13 protein-coding genes are annotated in these 17,971 nt (G+C 73.3%); 7 read left to right on the top strand and 6 right to left on the bottom strand.

What is annotated here, in order from left to right; genetic code table 11:
* The first annotated feature begins 94 nt into the window (after positions 1–94).
* The gene (locus ACF3NS_RS00160) at positions 95–976 is read left to right on the top strand and encodes a RecB family exonuclease (RefSeq protein ID WP_392467195.1); all 882 of its coding nucleotides are present in this window, start codon (positions 95–97) and stop codon (positions 974–976) included.
* 130 nt (positions 977–1,106) lie between these two features.
* Here ACF3NS_RS00160 and ACF3NS_RS00155 read toward each other — a convergent pair whose 3' ends face one another.
* Both ACF3NS_RS00155 and ACF3NS_RS00150 read right to left on the bottom strand, forming a co-directional pair.
* Positions 1,107–2,993: a BCCT family transporter gene (locus tag ACF3NS_RS00155; RefSeq protein WP_392467193.1), complete on the bottom strand. Its 1,887-nt coding sequence runs from the start codon at positions 2,991–2,993 to the stop codon at positions 1,107–1,109.
* 200 nt (positions 2,994–3,193) lie between these two features.
* The gene (locus ACF3NS_RS00150) at positions 3,194–4,789 is read right to left on the bottom strand and encodes a DEAD/DEAH box helicase (protein WP_154594618.1); all 1,596 of its coding nucleotides are present in this window, start codon (positions 4,787–4,789) and stop codon (positions 3,194–3,196) included.
* Between the two features lie 213 nt (positions 4,790–5,002).
* On the opposite strand from ACF3NS_RS00150, the gene ACF3NS_RS00145 reads away from it, so the two are divergent.
* The gene (locus tag ACF3NS_RS00145) at positions 5,003–5,662 is read left to right on the top strand and encodes a ferritin-like fold-containing protein (protein WP_154594617.1); all 660 of its coding nucleotides are present in this window, start codon (positions 5,003–5,005) and stop codon (positions 5,660–5,662) included.
* Between the two features lie 90 nt (positions 5,663–5,752).
* Here the strand turns inward: ACF3NS_RS00145 and ACF3NS_RS00140 are convergent, their stop codons facing one another.
* The 3 genes from ACF3NS_RS00140 to ACF3NS_RS00130 all read right to left on the bottom strand — a co-directional run bounded on the left by ACF3NS_RS00140 (position 5,753) and on the right by ACF3NS_RS00130 (position 7,210).
* A complete protein-coding gene (locus ACF3NS_RS00140) occupies positions 5,753–6,025 on the bottom strand; it encodes a GlsB/YeaQ/YmgE family stress response membrane protein (RefSeq protein WP_154594616.1) in 273 nt (90 codons plus the stop codon).
* Positions 6,026–6,234: 209 nt separating this feature from the next.
* Positions 6,235–6,459: a DUF3107 domain-containing protein gene (locus ACF3NS_RS00135; RefSeq protein WP_288798023.1), complete on the bottom strand. Its 225-nt coding sequence runs from the start codon at positions 6,457–6,459 to the stop codon at positions 6,235–6,237.
* Positions 6,460–6,547: 88 nt separating this feature from the next.
* A complete protein-coding gene (locus ACF3NS_RS00130; protein ID WP_154594615.1) occupies positions 6,548–7,210 on the bottom strand; it encodes a TetR/AcrR family transcriptional regulator in 663 nt (220 codons plus the stop codon).
* A 108-nt stretch (positions 7,211–7,318) separates the two neighbouring features.
* Between ACF3NS_RS00130 and moeB the strand changes: the two genes are divergently transcribed.
* The 4 genes from moeB to ACF3NS_RS00110 all read left to right on the top strand — a co-directional run bounded on the left by moeB (position 7,319) and on the right by ACF3NS_RS00110 (position 15,486).
* A complete protein-coding gene (gene moeB / locus ACF3NS_RS00125; protein ID WP_154594614.1) occupies positions 7,319–8,503 on the top strand; it encodes a molybdopterin-synthase adenylyltransferase MoeB in 1,185 nt (394 codons plus the stop codon).
* Positions 8,504–8,507: 4 nt separating this feature from the next.
* Positions 8,508–8,894: an MGMT family protein gene (locus tag ACF3NS_RS00120; protein ID WP_288798022.1), complete on the top strand. Its 387-nt coding sequence runs from the start codon at positions 8,508–8,510 to the stop codon at positions 8,892–8,894.
* A 71-nt stretch (positions 8,895–8,965) separates the two neighbouring features.
* On the top strand, positions 8,966–12,142 hold the full coding sequence (locus ACF3NS_RS00115; protein ID WP_392467189.1) for an ATP-dependent helicase: 3,177 nt from the start codon (positions 8,966–8,968) through the stop codon (positions 12,140–12,142).
* A complete protein-coding gene (locus ACF3NS_RS00110) occupies positions 12,139–15,486 on the top strand; it encodes a UvrD-helicase domain-containing protein (protein WP_392467187.1) in 3,348 nt (1,115 codons plus the stop codon). The genes ACF3NS_RS00115 and ACF3NS_RS00110 overlap by 4 nt, the downstream gene beginning before the upstream one ends.
* 45 nt (positions 15,487–15,531) lie before the next feature.
* On the opposite strand, the gene ACF3NS_RS00105 is transcribed toward ACF3NS_RS00110, so the two are convergent.
* A complete protein-coding gene (locus tag ACF3NS_RS00105; RefSeq protein ID WP_392467185.1) occupies positions 15,532–16,929 on the bottom strand; it encodes a phosphotransferase in 1,398 nt (465 codons plus the stop codon).
* 42 nt (positions 16,930–16,971) lie between these two features.
* Between ACF3NS_RS00105 and nudC the strand changes: the two genes are divergently transcribed.
* Positions 16,972–17,949: an NAD(+) diphosphatase gene (gene nudC / locus ACF3NS_RS00100; protein WP_392467183.1), complete on the top strand. Its 978-nt coding sequence runs from the start codon at positions 16,972–16,974 to the stop codon at positions 17,947–17,949.
* The last annotated feature ends 22 nt before the right edge of the window (positions 17,950–17,971 follow it).

The raw sequence follows: 17,971 nt of genomic DNA, 5'->3' as shown, positions 1-17,971 counted from the left end.
CCGCCGTCCACAGCGCGTCGCGTCCCGAGCCCGCTCGTCCACAGGGCGGCGCGGTGCGTGGCTCGCTCCGGGCGACGTGCCTAGGGTCGCAGGCATGACGCAGCAGTCCACGGACCAGCCGGCCGGCCAGGGCACCTTCGCCGGCATGCCGCAGCGCCTGTACTCAGCCAGCCCGTCCCGCCTGCTCGCCTACCTCGACTGCCCGCGGCGCTACCGACTGCAGTACCTCGACCGCCCCAAGCCCCAGGCCGCCCCGCAGCGCGCCCACACCAGCCTCGGCATCGCCGTGCACAACGCCCTGCGCGACTGGTGGGACGTCCCCGTCGCCGAGTGGTCGGTGGACCGGGCGCACGCCCTGGTCGCGGAGAGCTGGGTCGACGTGGGCTTCCGGGACTCCGCCATGTCCCGCCGCTGGCTGCGGACGGCTCAGCAGGAGGTCACGGACTACCTGCGAGGGATCGCGCCCGGCAACCGTCCGACCGGGATCGAGCGCACCGTCTCGGTCCGCACGCGGACCGTGGCCCTGACCGGGAGGATCGACCGGCTCGACGATCGGCCGACGTCGGACGGGGGCAGGGCGCTCGTGGTCGTCGACTACAAGACCTCACGACGGCCCTCCACGGTGGAGGAGCTGCGGACCTCCCTGCCCATGGCGATGTATGCCGTGGCGGTCGCCCGCATGTTCCAGCGGCCCTGCGTGGACGTCGAGCTGCACCACGTGCCCACGGGCGCCGTGGCGCGGCACCGGCACACGCCCGAGTCCCTGGACCGCAAGGTCGCCGAGGTGGAGTCCATCGCGCTCGACCTGCGTCGCGCGGACGCCGACTTCCAGGGGCGCGGCCCCGAGTCCGACCAGTTCCCTCCGCGCGTGTCGGCGTTGTGCGGGTGGTGCGACTACCGCGCGCGCTGCGCAGAGGGCAGCCAGGTGCCCGAACGCTCACCGTGGGCGGCCCTGGAGCCGGACGACCCGGCGTGACCGACTCGAGTGGGGTCGTGCGGGCCGCCGAGGGGTCACGACGTCATCCGGCACGTCGTGCGACAGGACATGCGCGACCCCTCGGTGGCTCCCGTCCCCGGCGCATTCGGTCGCCGGGGGCAGACCTGGGTCAGCTGCGGGTGTAGGTCTTGATCAGCCGGTCCCAGACGCGGGTGCGCGTGGGCTCCGGGTCGGGCTCGCCCACCGGTCGCACGACGATCTCGAGGTCGTCATGGCCGTTGTCGGTGATGCCCTTGACGACGGCCTCGTTGACCAGGCGCGTGGCCAGGTCGGCGCGACGCACGACCGGGTCGGTCCGCAGGTCCTTGACCAGGGCCACGCACAGCGCCGCCATCACGATCCCGAAGGGGAGAGCCGACACGATCGTCATGCTCTGCAGCCCGTTGAGGGCTTCCTTCATGTCACCGGCGATGCTGCCCGCGAGCAGCATGACCGCCGCCACGGCCCCGGTGGCCGCGCCCCAGAAGACCACGGTCTTGCGCGTCGGCTCGATGGTGCCGTACTCCGAGAGGGTACCCATCACGATGGATGCGGCGTCGGCGCCCGAGACGAAGAAGCTGGCGACCAGGATCATCACGAGCACCGTCGTGACGCCCGCGAAGGGATAGTGGTTGAGCAGCTGGAAGAGCGAGGCGTTGGTGTCGACGGTCAGCACGCCGTCCACCGAGCTGGCCATGTCCTGGTGGGTGCGCTGGGCGTCGATGGCGGCGCCGCCGAAGATCGCGAACCACACGAGGGAGACGAGGCTCGGGACGAGCAGCACGCCGGTCACGAACTGCCGGATGGTACGGCCGCGTGAGATGCGGGCGATGAACATCCCGACGAACGGCGTCCACGAGATCCACCACGCCCAGTAGAAGACCGTCCAGCTGGACAGCCACGCCTTCATCGGCTCGAGGCCGCTGGCGTCGGACCGAGCCGCCATGCGGGCCAGCTGGTCGGCGTAGGACCCCAGGGCGTTGGGCAGGAGGTCGAGGATGAACAGGGTGGGGCCGACGAGGAAGACGAAGACGGCGAGCAGCAGCGCGAGGACCATGTTGACGTTTGAGAGCATCTCCACGCCACGGGCGATGCCGCTGACCGCGGAGGCGATGAAGCAGACGGTCAGGACGGCGATGATCCCGACCAGCAGCGGAGCGGTGACGCCGGCGGCCCAGCCGTTGAGCTCCAGACCGGCGCCGATCTGCAGCGCCCCGAGGCCCAGCGACGCGGCGGAGCCGAAGAGCGTGGCAAAGATCGCCAGGATGTCGATCACGCGGCCGATCGGGCCCGTGGCACGGTGACGGCCGAGCAGCGGGGCAAAGACCGACGAGATGAGCTGGCTGCGCCCCTTGCGGAAGGTCGAGTAGGCGATGGCGACGCCGACGACGGCGTAGATGGCCCAGGGGTGCAGGGACCAGTGGAACAGCGTGGTCGCCATGGCGATCTGCACCGCCTCCGGCTGCTGACCGGTCACGCCCGAGCGCGGCGGCGGCGCGATGTAGTGGCTGAGGGGCTCGGCGGTGCCGTAGAACATCAGACCGATGCCCATGCCCGCGCTGAACATCATGGCGATCCAGGAGCGGGTGGAGAACTCCGGCTCCTCGCGGTCGGAGCCGAGCGGGATCTCGCCGTACTTGCTGGCCGCCAGCCACAGGACGAACACGACGAACATCGAGGCCATGAGCACGAAGCTCCAGCCGGCGTTGGTCATCACCCAGTCCAGGGCCGAGGAGGAGGCGGTCGAGAGCGATGACGTTCCGACGAAGCCCCACACGACGAACCCGAGCGCGATGGCGGCGGTGGTACCGAAGGTGATCCGGTCGACCCCGGGCCGACGCGGCTGGGACTCCGGCAGGGGATTGGTGAGGCCGGTCAGGAGCTCGTGGTCGTGACCGGGAGCAGGTGCGCCGTCCGACGCGGGCGCCTGGGGCGCCGGACTCCCCGTGCTGTCGGGCTTCGCGCTGGTTCCGTCGGTCGGGTTAGTCGTCACCGTGCGTGGTGGTTGATCGGACATGGGTGGTTCCTCCTCAGGAGGCCAGCAGACCCCCCGAGGATCCCGGCCCGTCGTTGGTCGTCCCCAGGAAGCAACCACTGTGTCGGGTCTGACCGCCGCCTGGCAAATCGGACAACACGGTCACGGGCCCCTCAACGATGTCGTCGAGGGGCCCGTGACCTGCGCAGTCAGCAGACCTAGGGTGCCGTGCGGCGCCTGCGTCAGGAGTCCTGACCGCCCTGCGTGGGAGCCTGGCCGTCGATCGGGCGCCCACCGCGGGTGCGGCGGCGGCTGCGGTTGCGACGCGGGCGGGCCGGGCCACCGTCACCGCCATCCGGGGACCGGCGATCACGTTCGGTGGTGCCGTGGGAGCCATCCCGGTCGCCGCGGCCACCGTCGCGTCCCCCGCTGCCGCCGTCACGGGCTCGGCGGCCACCCCCGCCACCCTGACGCCCCTTGCCGGCACGCTGGCCGGTCTCGCCGAGGTCCTCGAGACGCTCGGCGTCCAGGCCCTCCCGCGTGCGGGCGGCCCGGGGGAGCCGCCCCTTGGTGCCCTCCGGGATGTCGAGGTCGGTGTACAGGTGCGGGGAGGAGGAGTAGGTCTCCACGGCCTCGGGGATCCCGAGGTCGAGGGCCTTGTTGATCAGGCCCCAGCGGGGCGCGTCGTCCCAGTCGACGAAGGTCACGGCGATGCCGGTGTGGCCTGCGCGGCCGGTGCGGCCGATCCGGTGGACGTAGGTCTTCTCGTCCTCGGGGCACTGGTAGTTGACGACGTGCGTGACGTTCTCGACGTCGATGCCGCGGGCGGCGACGTCGGTGGCTACGAGGATGTCGATCTTGCCGTTGCGGAACGCGCGCAGCGCCTGCTCCCGCGCACCCTGGCCGAGGTCGCCGTGGATCGCACCGGCCGCGAAGCCGCGGTCGGTGAGCTCGTCGGCCACCTTGGCCGCCGTGCGCTTGGTGCGGCTGAAGATGATGGTCAGGCCGCGGTCCCTGGCCTGCATCATGCGGGCGAGCATCTCGACCTTGTCGAGGGCGTGGGCGCGGTAGACGAACTGCTCGATGGCCTTGACGGTGTGCTTGTTCTCGGTCTCGTCGCCCATCGCGCGGATGTGCGTGGGCTGGCTCATGTAGCGGCGGGCCAGCGCGACGACGGCACCGGGCATCGTGGCGGAGAAGAGCATCATCTGCCGGCTGGGGGCGGTGAGCGCCAGGATCCGCTCGACGTCGGGCAGGAAGCCCAGGTCGAGCATCTCGTCGGCCTCGTCCAGGACGACGATCGAGGCATGCGAGAGGTCAAGGTGCCCCTGCTTGGCGAGGTCGAGCAGGCGTCCGGGAGTGCCCACCACGATCTCGACGCCGCGCTGCAGCTGCTCGACCTGGGGCTCGAAGGCGCGCCCGCCGTAGATGGTCGCGATGCGCACGCCGCGCCGACGCCCTGCTCGCTCCAGGTCGCCGGCGACCTGCACGGCGAGCTCACGGGTGGGCGCGACAGCCAGGGCCTGCGGCTTGCCGGCGTGACGCAGGTCGGCGAAACCCTCGTCGGACGGGGAGACGACCCGGTCGAGCATCGGGATGCCGAACCCCAGGGTCTTGCCCGTGCCGGTCTTGGCCTGGCCGATGATGTCGTGGCCGCCCAGGGCGACCGGAAGGGTCATGGCTTGGATGGGGAAGGGGTGCTCGATGCCGAGCGCGGCCAGCGAGGCCACGATGTCCGGGTGGACGTCGAAGTCGGCGAAGGTCAGCTCGGGGGCGACCTGCGCGGCCTCGGCGCGAGTCTGCTCGTCGACGGAGGTGTCGAGGTCGGGATCAGTCATGCTGGTGTCCTGTCGGGCAGGGTGAGCCGCCGGGGCTACAGCCGCGGGGCGGCCGGCGACCTGCGACGAGGCTCACGTGGTGAGCGGAGCCGATCGGAGGTCTTCGGGCAGCCTGAGCGCTGCGGAGGGGACCACGTGGTCCTCCTGGATTCGTGCCGACCGGGCACCTTGGTCCGCCCCAGTCTACCGGCGGGCCGACTACTCTGGGTGCACATGACCCCCACAGCGTCCACCGCACCCCACAACGGCGTGGTCGAGCTCCTGGCAGCCCTGGCGTACGGCGAGCTCACGGGCTTCGCCCGGCTGGCCGGGGACAGCGAGCTGGCCCCGACGACGGCCGCCCGGGCCGGGCTGGGACGGCTGGCAGCTCGCGAGTTCCGGCACTACGAGGCCCTTGAGCAGCGGCTCCGCGAGCTGGGCGCCGACCCGCAGGAGGCCATGGCCCCGTTCGTGGACGCCATCGACGCCTTCCACCGTCGCACCGCTCCCGGGTCCTGGGCAGAGCGACTGGTCAACGCCTATGTGGGCGACGGGCTGGCGATGGACCTCTATCGCGAGGCGAGCGACTTCGTGGGCGAGGCGGAGCGGCCGCTCATGCACCGGGTGCTCCAGTCGGAGGGCAAGGCGGAGTTCGTGCAGCAGGAGCTCCGCAAGGTCCTGGACGCCGATCCGGCCGCGGCCGGCCGCTTGTCCCTGTGGGGGCGTCGGCTCATGGGCGAGGCGATGTCCCAGGCCCAGCAGCTTGCCGCGGTGCACCCGGAGCTGGTCGCCCTGCTCGTCCCGGGCGACGACCTCGTCGAGCTGTCGCGGATGTTCACCCGGCTCGCCGAGGCCCACACCGAGCGCATGTCCCGGCTCGGCCTGACCGCTTGACCACGCACCTATGCCGTCCGCTGGCGGCACGCGCGGAGGGCGGCACCCCTCATGGGGGTGCCGCCCTCCGGCATACGGTGTGGGCGCAGGTCAGACGCGGCCCTTGCGACCGGTCATGCTGAGGTAGATCGAGATGAGGATGGCCGCCACGACGACGCCGGCCAGGACGGCGATCCAGGCGATGCCGCCGGACGAGTTGCGGTAGCCGAACTGGGAGACCAGCCAGGAGCCGATGGCCGAGCCGAGGATGCCCAGGACGATCGTCATCAGGACCGAGATGTTCTGGTTGCCCGGCATGACCAGACGGGCGAGGCCGCCGATGATGGCGCCGATGATGATGGCGGTGATGATGGTGCCCAACATGTGACTCTCCTTGGTAGTTGCGTGACGCGAGGGGTGCCTCGCCTCGTGAGCTACCCCGCGGTCTCGGGGGGCTGTTGACACGGTGTCATGTCGGGATCGCCGTCGCGCGATTCTTCGATCACTCCACCATCACGAAACGATGACAACCGCAAGAGACCTGGGGCGGGGCGTGTGCCGAACCCCCGATGTGCTGCGGCGCAGACCCCCGGTCAGAGGGAACCGAAGCCCACCCGGGACTTGGTGGACTCGCCGATCTCGACGTAGCCGAGCCGGTCCCCGGGGACGACGACCGTGCGTCCGTGATCGTCCTGAAGCGTCAGCAGCGAACCCTCGCGGACCGCCGAGGCCACGGCCTCGGACACCTGCTCGGGGGACTGGGCGGACTCGAAGGTGATCTCGCGGGCGACGTGCTGGACGCCGATCTTGACCTCCACGGGGGGTCCTTTCGTCGTGGTCGGGCCGGCGGGTTCGCCGGGGGCTCTCGTCGGTGAGCAACCGCCAGGAGGGCTGTGGTGTTCCCGGTCAGGCCGGGGCGGCCTCGCTGGCCCTATCCGCCTTGGGGAAGCCACCGATGCCGCGCCAGGACAGCGTGTCCACCAGCCGGCTGGCCTCGGTCCGGGCGACACCGGTCTCGGCGCTGCTGGTGACCCAGTGGCGCGCGGAGTTCTGGGCGGCGCCCGCCAGCGCCATCCCCAGGATGAGGGCGTGCTCGCGAGGCAGGGCGGCGTCGTCGCTGATCACGTCGGCGATGGCCTCGGCACACTCCGTCTCCACGCGGTCCAGGCGCTCGCGCACCGCTGGCTCGCCCGTCAGGTCGGACTGGAAGACGAGGCGGAAGGGGGCGCCGTCGCGGTCGAAGAACTCGAAGTAGGCCGCGATCGTCGCGGTGACGCGGGCCCGGTTGTTGTCCGTCGACCCCAGCGCCTCGCGGACGAGGTCGACGATGGCGGTGCAGTGCTGGTCCAACAACGCCAGGTACAGGTCCTTCTTGCTGGGGAAGTGCTGGTAGAGAACAGGCTTGGAGACCCCCGCGCGCTCGGCGATCGCGTCCATCGCGGCGGAGTGGTAGCCCGCCTCGACGAAGATGTCCTGGGCGGCCTCCAGCAGCTGCGCCCGGCGCTCCGACCGTGGCAGGCGCCCCGGACGGGCGGCGTCGGCGGAGACGTGGTCAGGTGCGGCGGTCATCGGGGTCCTTTCAGCCGAGGCCCGAGGCACCTGGCCGCGGGTCCGGCCATGTTACTCGGACGGCCTCGCGCCTGCCGCCTCGCACCCCGGGCACGGTATCGTCGCGGCATGGCACGACCACCGCTCGTCGACGTAGGGCCCGAGCTGTCCACCTCGCAGGTGGAACGCTACTCCCGGCACCTGCTCCTGCCCGGGGTGGGTCGGGAGGGTCAGCGTCGCCTCGCCAACGCCCGCGTCCTGGTGGTGGGCGCCGGGGGGCTGGGGTCGCCCGCGCTGCTCTACCTCGCCGCCGCTGGCGTGGGGACGCTAGGCGTGGTCGACGCCGACGTGGTGGAGGAGTCCAACCTCCAGCGCCAGATCATCCACCGCCAGTCCGACATCGGCCGTCCCAAGGTCAGGTCGGCCGCCGAGACCGTCCGTGAGGTCAACCCGTACGTGCGCGTCGTCGAGCACGAGCTGCGGCTGGACTCGAGCAACGCCCTCGAGCTCCTCCGGGGTTACGACCTCGTCGTGGACGGCGCCGACAACTTCGCCACCCGCTACCTCGTCGACGACGCGTGCGCGCTGGTCGGCATACCCCACGTCTGGGGCTCCATCTTCCGGTTCCAGGGCCAGGTGAGCGTCTGGTGGGCGGGGGAGGGGCCCTGCTACCGCTGCGTCTTCCCGACGCCGCCGCCGCCCGGATCCGTGCCGTCGTGCGCCGAGGGTGGCGTGCTCGGGGTCCTGTGCGCGGCCGTCGCGTCGGTCCAGGCGACCGAGGCCGTCAAGCTGATCGTGGGGATGGGGGAGCCGGTCCTCGGCCGGCTGCTGCTGCACGACGCCCTGTCCCAGCGCTGGGACGAGCTGCACGTCGAGCGCAACCCGGAGTGCCCCCTCTGCGGCGACCACCCGACCATCACCGAGCTCATCGACTACGAGCAGTTCTGCGGACTGCCCACCCAGCAGGAGGACGACGTGCACGCCATGCTCCCGACCGTGACCGCCCCCGAGCTCGCCCAGATGCTGCGCGACCGTCCCGAGAGCTTCCGCCTGGTGGACGTGCGGGGCGAGGACGAGCGGTCCATCGTCTCCATCCCCGGAGCCGAGCCCGTCCCGCTCGAGGAGTTCGTCTCCGGGAGGGCCGCGTCGCGCTTCGAGGAGGGCGAGGAGGTCGTCATCCACTGCAAGGTCGGGGGCCGGTCGGCGACTGCCCTGCAGGCGCTGATCGCCGGGGGCCACACCAACGCCCGGCACCTCGAGGGAGGCGTGCTCGCCTGGGTGCGTGAGGTGGACCCTTCCCTCCCGACCTACTGACGTCGTGGTGGAGGGGGCCGGCGCCGGCACGATCGGGGACTTCGCCGAGGACGTCCTCGAGGTCGTCGAGCAGATCCCACCCGCGCGCGCCCTCGCCTACGGCGACGTCGCGCGGCTCCTCGGCCGTGGTGGCCCACGCCATGTCGGGTCGGTGATGAGCCGGTATGCCGGGAGCTCCCCCTGGTGGCGCGTCGTCCGCGCCGACGGGTCGCTGCCCGAGCAGCTCACGGCGAGGGCCCGGGAGCACTGGCGGGCGGAGTCGATGCCGCTCGTCGGGGGGCTCACGACCGGGACGCGCATCGACCTCGCCCGTGCGCGGTGGGGTGCCGACGGCGCGTGGGTCCCCGGTGACGGGAGCTCGTGCCCGCCCCCGGCGGCGACGACGGGGTGACCCTCCGCTCCACCAGGCGCCGCCGGGCTGTCGCGCAGGGGTGTGTCGGTGGTCTCTGGTGTGATCTGTGCATGGTCCAGCTCCGGCGCACGCCGACTCCCGCCCTCGTCGGGTCACCCGTCCTCGACGAGCAGCAACGAGCCGTGCTCGCGTCCACCTCCCCGCTGGTGCAGGTGGTCGGAGGTCCGGGCTCGGGCAAGTCCACCCTGGCGGTCGAGCTGGTCGTCGATCGCGTCCGTCGGGGGCTGGTCGAGGCGGACCGAGCCCTGCTGCTCACCTCCTCCCGCGTGGCCGCAGCAGGGCTGAGGGACCGGATCACCGGGCGCTTGGGCGGCACCACCACGACCCCGCTCGCGCGCACGCACCAGTCGCTGGGCTTCGGTCTGCTGCGCTCCGAGGCCGCGCTGGTGGGGGACCCGGCGCCGCGCCTGCTGTCCGGCGCCGAGCAGGACGCCATCCTCAAGGAGCTGCTCGACGGCCACGCCCTCGGTCTCGGGCGCGGCCCCGAGTGGCCGGATTCCGTGCGAGAGGCCCTGGGCACCAGGGGCTTTCGCGCCGAGCTGCGCGACCTGCTGATGCGGGCCGTGGAGCGCGGCCTCGTCCCCGACGACCTGGTCGCGCTGGGCGAGCGGCACGGCCGGCCCGAGTGGCGGGCCGCCGCGGCGGTCCTCGAGGAGTACGACCAGGTCACGGCCTTCTCGCGCCCCGGGGCCTATGACCCGGCCTGGGTGCTGTCGGCGGCCGCCGACCGGCTGGAGGAGTCGCCGGAGGCGCTGGACCGCGTGCGGGGCCGCATCGGGCTGGTCGTCGTCGACGACGCCCAGGAGCTGACCTGGTCCGCGGCGCAGCTGCTGTCGGTCGTGCGGGCGCCGTCGACGCCCCTCGTCCTCGTGGGAGACCCGGACACGGCCGTCCAGTCCTTCCGTGGGGCGGACCCCCGGGTCTTCGCCTCGGACTGGGAGCGATGGTTCGGAGGCGACGACCTGCTCAGCCTGGGTGAGACCCACGTCCTCGGGCCCTCGCATCGACAGGGTGGTGCCCTCGCTGCCGTCACCGCGCGGGTTGCGCGTCAGGTGGGCTCCGTGGGGGTCACGACGCACCGTCACGACCCGGCCGGGACCGGCTCGACGCCGCCCGGCGAGGGTGCCGTCGAGACGGTCCTGCTCCGCAGCGCCGCCCAGGAGGCCGCGCACGTGGCCGGTCTGCTGCGGCGGGCCCACCTCGTCGACGGGGTGCCGTGGGCCCAGATGGCCGTGGTGTGCCGCGGTCGGTCCAGGCTGGCCGCCCTCAGGCGGGCGCTGGCAGCAGCCGGTGTGCCGGTCCCCACCGCGATGACCGACCTGCCGGTGCGGGAGGAGCCGGCGGCCCGGGCCCTGCTCGGCCTGCTCGAGGTGGCGATCCGCGTCGCGCGGGGCCAGGAGCGCCCACTTGAGCCCGACGTCGCCGTCGAACTGCTGCTGTCGCCGCTCGGAGGGAGCGACCCGGTCGCCGTGCGCCGACTGCGCCGCGCCCTCCGGCGGCGCGAGCAGGCCGCGGGCGGTCACCGATCCCCGGACCAGCTCCTCGTGGTCGCCCTGCTGGACCAGGCAGACCTCGACGACGAGCCACTCTCGTCCGTGGACACCCAGCCGATCCGGCGCCTCGGGCGTGCGATCGCAGCGGCCGCCGACGCGGCCCGACCCGCCGACGGCGCACGGTGGGCGCCGCAGGTCACCGCCGAGGACCTGCTCTGGGCGCTGTGGTCCGCCCTCGGTGTCGCCGACACCTGGCGTGCGGCGGCCCTGTCCGGTGGCCCGATGTCCGTGCGCTTCGACCGGCACCTCGACGCCGTGGTGGCGCTGTTCGGAGCGGCCGGTGCGTTCGCCGAACGCCTCCCCGGAGCAGGGCCCCAGGCCTTCCTCGAGCAGGTCCAGGGCCAGGAGGTCGCGGCCGACTCGCTCGTCCCCCAGGCGCCCCTGACCGACGTCGTCCAGGTCCTGACCCCTCAGGGCGCGGCCGGCGGGGAGTGGGACCTCGTGGTCGTCGCCGGGGTTCAGGAGGGGGTCTGGCCGGACCTGCGCCTGCGCGGGTCGCTGCTGGGCTCCGAGCACCTCGTCGACCTGCTGGCCGGACGAGGCCACGGCCCCCGCGAGGCGCTGGCCGCGGTCCGTTCCGACGAGGCACGCCTGCTGCTGACCGCCGTGAGCAGGGCCCGTCGACGGCTCGTGGTCACCGCCGTGTCCTCCGAGGACGAGCAGCCGTCCTCCTACCTCGACGTCGTCGACCCTCCGTCGGGCGATGCCCGTGTCGTCCACGAGGTCCCGCGACCGATGACCCTCAGCGGCGTGGTGGCCGAGCTGCGGCGTCGTGCGCTGTCCGACGACCCGTCGACGCGGCAGCAGGCGGCCGCTCGGTTGGCGACGCTGGCAGAGGCCGGGGTCCCGGGCGCCGATCCCGACGGCTGGTGGGCACTGCGGCAGGAGACGGACGCCCGGCCCCTCTACCCCGACGACCTGCCGGTCCCGGTGTCGCCGTCCCGCATCGAGAGCTTCGGTCGCTGCCGATTGATGTGGATCCTTCGCACCCACGGTGGCGAGGGGGCCGACCGGGGGGCTGCCGACCTGGGCACCCTCGTGCACGAGGTCGCCGCGGACCCTGCCCTGGATCTGACCGACGCCTCGACCCTGCGGCGCGAGCTGGACCGCCGATGGCCGGAGCTCGGTCTCGCCGACAGCTGGCGGAGCCGGCACGACCACGACCGGGCGGGTCGCATGGTCGACAAGCTCGCGGACTATGCCCGCACCATCCGGGACGAGGGGTGGGAGCTCGTCGCCGTCGAGCAGGAGGCCCGGGTCGAGATCGGCCGTGCCCTGCTCACCGGCCGGGTGGACCGCCTGGAGCGTGCCCCGGACGGTCGGCTGCGGGTGGTCGACATCAAGACCGGCCGCAGCGCCCCTACCCAGGCCGAGCTGGCCGAGCACGCGCAGCTGGCGGCCTACCAGGCCGCTGTCGAGGCCGGCGCCTTCCCCGCGGGCACCGGGTCGGCAGGCGCGGCGCTCCTGCAGCTGGGCGGGGACCGGCGTGCCCCCCGGGTCCAGCCGCAGGCGCCGGTCGTCGACGCCGCCGACCCGGGGTGGGCTCGTGACCTCGTGGAGTCGACGGCCGAGGGCATGGCGGGCGCCAGCTTCCCTGCCACACCGGGCGACCACTGCTCCTACTGCCCCGTCCGTCGGTCTTGCCCGGCGCAGCCCGAGGGGAGGACCCTGTGACGCGGATCGGCGCTCTCGACATCGCCCAGGCCCTGGGGCAGGCGCCCCCCACACCGGAGCAGCAGGCCGTCATCGAGGCTCCCGCAGAGTCCCTGCTGGTCGTGGCAGGGGCCGGCTCGGGCAAGACCGAGACGATGTCTGCCCGCGTCGTGTGGATGGTGGCCAACGGCCTGGTCCAGCCCCACGAGGTGCTCGGGCTCACGTTCACGCGCAAGGCCGCCGGCGAGCTGGCGGAGCGCATCGGACGTCGACTCCGCCAGCTCGAGTCCGTCGGCCTGTGGCGTGAGGTCACGGGCGACGACGGGCTCGACCTCACGCCCGCGGTGTCCACCTACCACGCCTACGCCGGCCGGCTCGTGTCCGAGCACGGGCTGCGGCTCGGCTACGAGCCCGGGGCGCGCCTGCTGTCCGAGGCGTCCTGCTGGCAGCTCGCGCAGGAGGTCGTCGAGGCCTACCCCGGTCCCTTGGACGCCGTGAGCAACGCGGCCGGTCGCACCGTGCCGGCCGTGTCCACGGTCGTCGACGCGGTCCTGTCCCTGTCCGGGGAGCTCGCCGAGCACCTGTGCACCCCCGACGCGCTCGCCGACCACCTCGGCCGGCTGCTGTCGGACTGGGACCGCCTGCCCGACGGCGAGGGACGCAAGGCCTCGCTCAAGCCGGTGCTGGACGCGCTCGGGGTCCTGCGGCAGCGGCAGGCCCTCGTTCCGCTGATCCTTGACTACCAGCGCGCCAAGCGGGCCAGCGAGAGCCTGGACTTCGCCGACCAGATGTCCCTGGCTGCCCGCATCGCCGGCGCCTTCCCTGACGTCGGACGAGCGGAGCGCCGGCGCTACCGCGCCGTCCTGCTCGACGAGTTCCAGGACACCAGCGAGGCGCAGCTGGTCCTCCTCCGGCGGCTCTACGCCGAGGCGGACGACGCCGTCCCGGTCATGGCCGTCGGCGACCCGCACCAGTCGATCTACGGCTGGCGCGGAGCGAGCTCCACCACCCTCACGTCCTTCCCCGGGCACTTCCCGGGGCCGGACGGGCCTGCCCGCACCTTGCCGCTGTCCACCTCCTGGCGCAACGACGCTGCCATCCTCGCCGCCGCCAACGTGGTCGCCGCACCTCTCAGCGCCGCGTGCCCGGTGGACGTCGCGGTCCTTACGCCACGTCCCGCGGCCGGGCGGGGGCAGGTCGAGGCAGCCCGGCTCGACACCCTGGAGGCCGAGGCGGCGCACATCGCCTCCTGGCTTGGTGAGCGTCTGGGGCCCTGGACCGGACCCGGGTCCGCGATCGCGGCGGCCTCCCCGCCAGAGCCCCGCCCGACGGCGGCCGTGCTGTGCCGCAAGCGGAGCCAGTTCACCCTCCTCGCCGAGACCCTCGCCGCCGCCGGACTGCCGGTCGAGGTCGTGGGACTCGGAGGACTCCTGAGCATGCCCGAGGTCGTCGATCTCGTGTCCTTCCTGCACGTGGTGGACGACCCGTCCCGAGGCGACCACCTCATGCGCCTCCTCACGGGACCGCTCGTCCGTCTCGGCCCCGCCGACCTGGCGGGCCTGCACGCGTGGGCCCGCTCGCTCGGGCCTGGCGGCGAGTCGGGCCAGCCCGACCAGGTCGGCCTCGTCGAGGCCGTGGACCGCCTCCCGCCACCGGGCTGGCAGGACCCCCACGGGCGCGGGCTGGGGGACACCGGGCGAGCACGGCTGGTCGACCTGCGGCGCCGGGTGCGCCGGGTGCGCGAGCTGCTCGGCGCCACGGTGCCCGAGGTGGTCGGGGAGGCCGAGCGCGTGCTCGGGCTGGACCTCGAGCTGATGGCCCGGCCGGGCCGCCCGGTCGCGGACGCCCGGGTGCACCTCGAGGCCTTCGCCGACGTCGTGACCGCCTACGCGGCCTCCTCCGAACGCCCGAACCTCGGGGGCCTGCTGTCGTGGCTGGAGGTCGCCGAGGACCGTGAGAGGGGACTCGCCGCCGGTCAGGTCCCTCCCGTGCCGGGGGCGGTCCAGCTGCTGACGGTTCATGCCTCCAAGGGGCTCGAGTGGGACCTGGTCGTCGTCCCCGGGTTGGAGGAAGGCACCTTTCCCGCCCACGACGCCCGTGTGGCCGGGCGCGAGGATGGTGGGTGGCGCGTGCCACCGCCCAAGGACAAGGCATGGTTGAGCGGCCTCGACAGTCTCCCCTTCGGCCTGCGCGGCGACCGGGGCGGGCTGCCGCACCTCGACTGGGCGACCTGCCCGGACCGGCAGGAGCTGGCGGCGCGGATCGAGAGCTTCGCGCTGGCGTGCGGGGAGCATGCCGTGGTCGAAGAACGTCGACTGGCCTACGTCGCCGTCACCCGGGCACGTCACGAGCTGCTGCTGACCGCTCCCGTCTGGGCCACCCAGCGGACCCCACGCATCACGTCCCGCCTGCTCGACGAGATGCGTGAGGCGGGTGTCGCCCACGTCACCACCTGGGCGGAGATGCCGGACTCACGGGATGAGGACCTCGGCAACCCGCGGCTCGCGGAGCAGCTCAGCCTGCCGTGGCCGGCGCGGGACGCCCCGGATCCTGCCCTCGCCCGGGCTGCGGAGGCGGTCCGGGCCGCGCGTGGCCACGCTTCGTCAGCCTCGTTCGCCGAGTCCGGCATGACCACGGGGCCTGCCGCGCAGCCGCCGGCTCGCCCGGGGGTCGACGAGCCGTTCGACGAGTGGAGCGACCTGGACCGGGAGGTCGCCGTCCTCCTCGCCGAGCGCGAGGCGTCGCAGCAACGCTCAGAGGTGCTGGTCGCGCTGCCGCCGCACCTGTCCACGTCCTCGCTCGTCGCGCTCGCCGACGATCGCGACGAGTTCGCCGGTGGGCTGCGCAGACCCATGCCAGCAGCACCCGCCACGGCAGCCAGACGTGGCACCGCCTTCCACACCTGGGTCGAGCAGCACTACGCCCAGGCGGCCATCATCGACCTGTCCGAGCTGCCGGGCAGCGCGGACGAGACAGCCTGCGACGCGGAGGATCTCGACACGATGAAGGCGCATTTCCTCGAGAGCGAGTGGTCAGCGCTCTCGCCGGTCGACATCGAGCTGCCCGTCGAGTCCACCGTCGCGGGCACCAGCCTGCGTGGTCGCATCGACGCCGTGTTCCCCCGTCAGGACGGTGGGTTCACCGTGGTCGACTGGAAGACAGGCGCCCCGCCGACCGGTCGGCGGGCCGAGGTGCGCCGACTCCAGCTGGCCGTCTACCGGCTGGCCTATGCCCGGCTGCGGCAGGTCGACCCGGCCTTGGTCGACGGCGCGTTCTACTACGCGGCTACCGGCGAGACCGTGCGACCGGACCTCCCGGACGAGGTGGCCCTGGAGACGATCGTGGCGGGGCTCACCGGAGGGTGAGGGTCCACCGCGTCGGTGGCTCCCGTCAGCTCCGGACCTGGCCCGTCAGCCGGACCGGTCGCCGGGACGCAGATGGGTGGTCGTGTGCCGAGCGGTGTCCACGACGTACTCGTCCTCCTGGACCTGCTCGACGCCCCTCGGGGAGAGCTGCGCCCCGTGGCCGGGGGAGCCGGCCTCCTGGGCGGCGTCCTCCTCGGACGGGCGGGTCGCTGCGGCCGCGGCGCTCGTCGTTGCCTCGTCGTGCTCTGCTGGGGCGCCCCGCCGTGCTGCACGGTCCCGACCTGACACGGCGTCCGGCTCCGCCCCGGAGTCCGCCACCGGGATGACCCGCGGGGACTCGATGGGTGCCTGGGCGAGACCGGCGCGCGGGGTCTGAGCGGGGCCCGAGTCCTGCAGCACCACAGGCTGGGTGGGACTGCTCCGAGGGGCCGACGCCAGTGGCCCCCGCAGCTCGGGATCCGCGTCGCCGACGGGCGCAGGCAGGGTCACCGAAGGGATGTGGGCGACCAGGTCGTCGCCAGCCACCTCGTCGTCCAGCCTCTGCAGGGCGGCCAGCGCCTCCGCGCGGCCCCGGTCGTCCTGCCCGGCCTCAGCGTGGACGAGCTCACGCACCAGCCGCAGCTCGCCCGCCAGCCTGGCCCGCATCTCCAGCGCGCGGTCCGGCCGCTCGTGCCGGGTTCCGGCATACGCCTCCAGCACCGTGTCGAACGCCTCGGGGGTCGCCTGCGACCACAGCACGGCGAAGTCGTCGGCGGGGTCAGCGACGCGGGCCTCGTCCCAGCCGGTGATCGCGACGATCCGTCCGCTCGCCGCGTCGTCGTCGTCGAAGTCGGCGAGGAGCAGCTCACCGGACAGGCGGCCGTGGATGGTGGCGGGGGCGAATCGCCAGTGGGCGACGTTCTCCAGAGCGCGTTCCCACCGGCCGAGCAGTCGCGCGGGCACGTGCCCCGTCCCTGCCGCGCGGTCGAGCTCGGCCAGGTGTCGCAAACGATAGGTCTCGGCGTCGTACACGGGGACCCCCGCCTCGTCGTACAGGCGCGGGTCGAGGTTGTGGATCTCCCCGAGCGCCCGCCCGAGGGCCGCCGCCAGGCCTGGACCGGAGGGTAGCCCCGAGAAGTCGAGGTTGCGCCCCCTCACCTGCGGATAGACCATGGCGCGGCCCGAGTGGGGGAGGGTGACGCTGCCGGCCTCCTGGGGGATCTCGAACGGTAGGCGCTTGTCGAGGTGGGGCAGCAGCGCCGCGGCGGACTCCATCTGCGCGGCGTCGGCGGCGGAGCGGGGGACCCGGACCGTCCAGCTGCGACGCTGCGAGTCCCGGACATGGGCGACGTCGCAGCGGTCGTCCTCCCCGTGCACCGGCTCGACCGACACCGGGTCCAGGCCCTTGACGGCGGCGCTGGCCAGGGCTGCGAGGTGCAGGGGGGAACGAGGGGCGGCTGTCACGCGACCCACGGTAGGCGAGCCCCGGCGTCTAGGCTGTGAGGCGTGACCGGAGCGCCGCGAATCCTGCCTGAACTTGCCCTGTCCCCGTCTGCGCTGGACCGTTCCAGCTGGCTCCGTGGCGACGTCACCTGGGTGCCGCGGCTCCTCGACGACGAGAGCACCCAGGTCGTCCTCGCTCGGGGAGACCTGCTCGAGGCGCGCACCGACGGATCCGCGCTGGTGCGCCATACCCCGGCCGAGGTCACCGTCACGACGGACGACATCGTGGTCTACCTGGGGGCGGACGAGCGGGGTCGTCAGCACCTGGGCCTGGTGCGAGGTCCTCTGGAGGACGAGGACCGTCGGCAGGCGCCCGGGGACGGCCACGTCGCCGGCGGCTCGACCCGGTGGGCCGGGCTGCGCGACCTGGGCCTCACGCTCGACCCGCTCGACGTCGCCCTGGCCGCCACCCTGATCGGCATGTCGCACTGGCACCGCGCGCACGGCTATTGCTCCCGGTGCGGGCTGCCCACGTCCGTCGTCAGCTCGGGATGGGTGCGGCGGTGCTCTGGCGCCCACGAGTCCTATCCCGTCACGTCGCCCGCGGTGATCATGGCGGTCGTCGACGGCCGCGACCGCTTGCTGCTGGCCCGCAACGCGTCCTGGCCGCAGGGACGGCTCTCCGTGCTCGCGGGGTTCGTCGAGCCGGGGGAGTCCCTCGAGGGGGCGGTGGTCCGTGAGGTGCGCGAGGAGGTCGGGCTGGAGGTGGAGGCCGTCGAGTACTCCGGCAACCAGCCGTGGCCCTTCCCCGCGTCGTTGATGCTGGCGTTCACGGCTCGCGCGCGCGCCGGCGAGCTGTGCTTCGCCGACGACGAGATCGCCGAGGCCAGGTGGTACTCCCGCGAGGAGCTGCGGGGCGACATCCGCGCCGGGGCCGTGCTGGCCGGTGGGATGCCGATCTCGGTGGCCTACCACCTCATCGAGCGGTGGCTGGGCGAGCCCATCGCCGCCTTGCAGCAGGGTCCCTCCGTCCCGCGGTGAGCGCCCGAGGACGAGCGGCACG

This window comes from Arsenicicoccus cauae, from assembly GCF_043162025.1.
GTDB classification, from domain to species: domain Bacteria; phylum Actinomycetota; class Actinomycetes; order Actinomycetales; family Dermatophilaceae; genus Arsenicicoccus; species Arsenicicoccus cauae.
The sequence above is the reverse complement of the archived record's forward strand: the minus strand, read 5'-3'. Positions and strand labels throughout refer to the sequence as shown.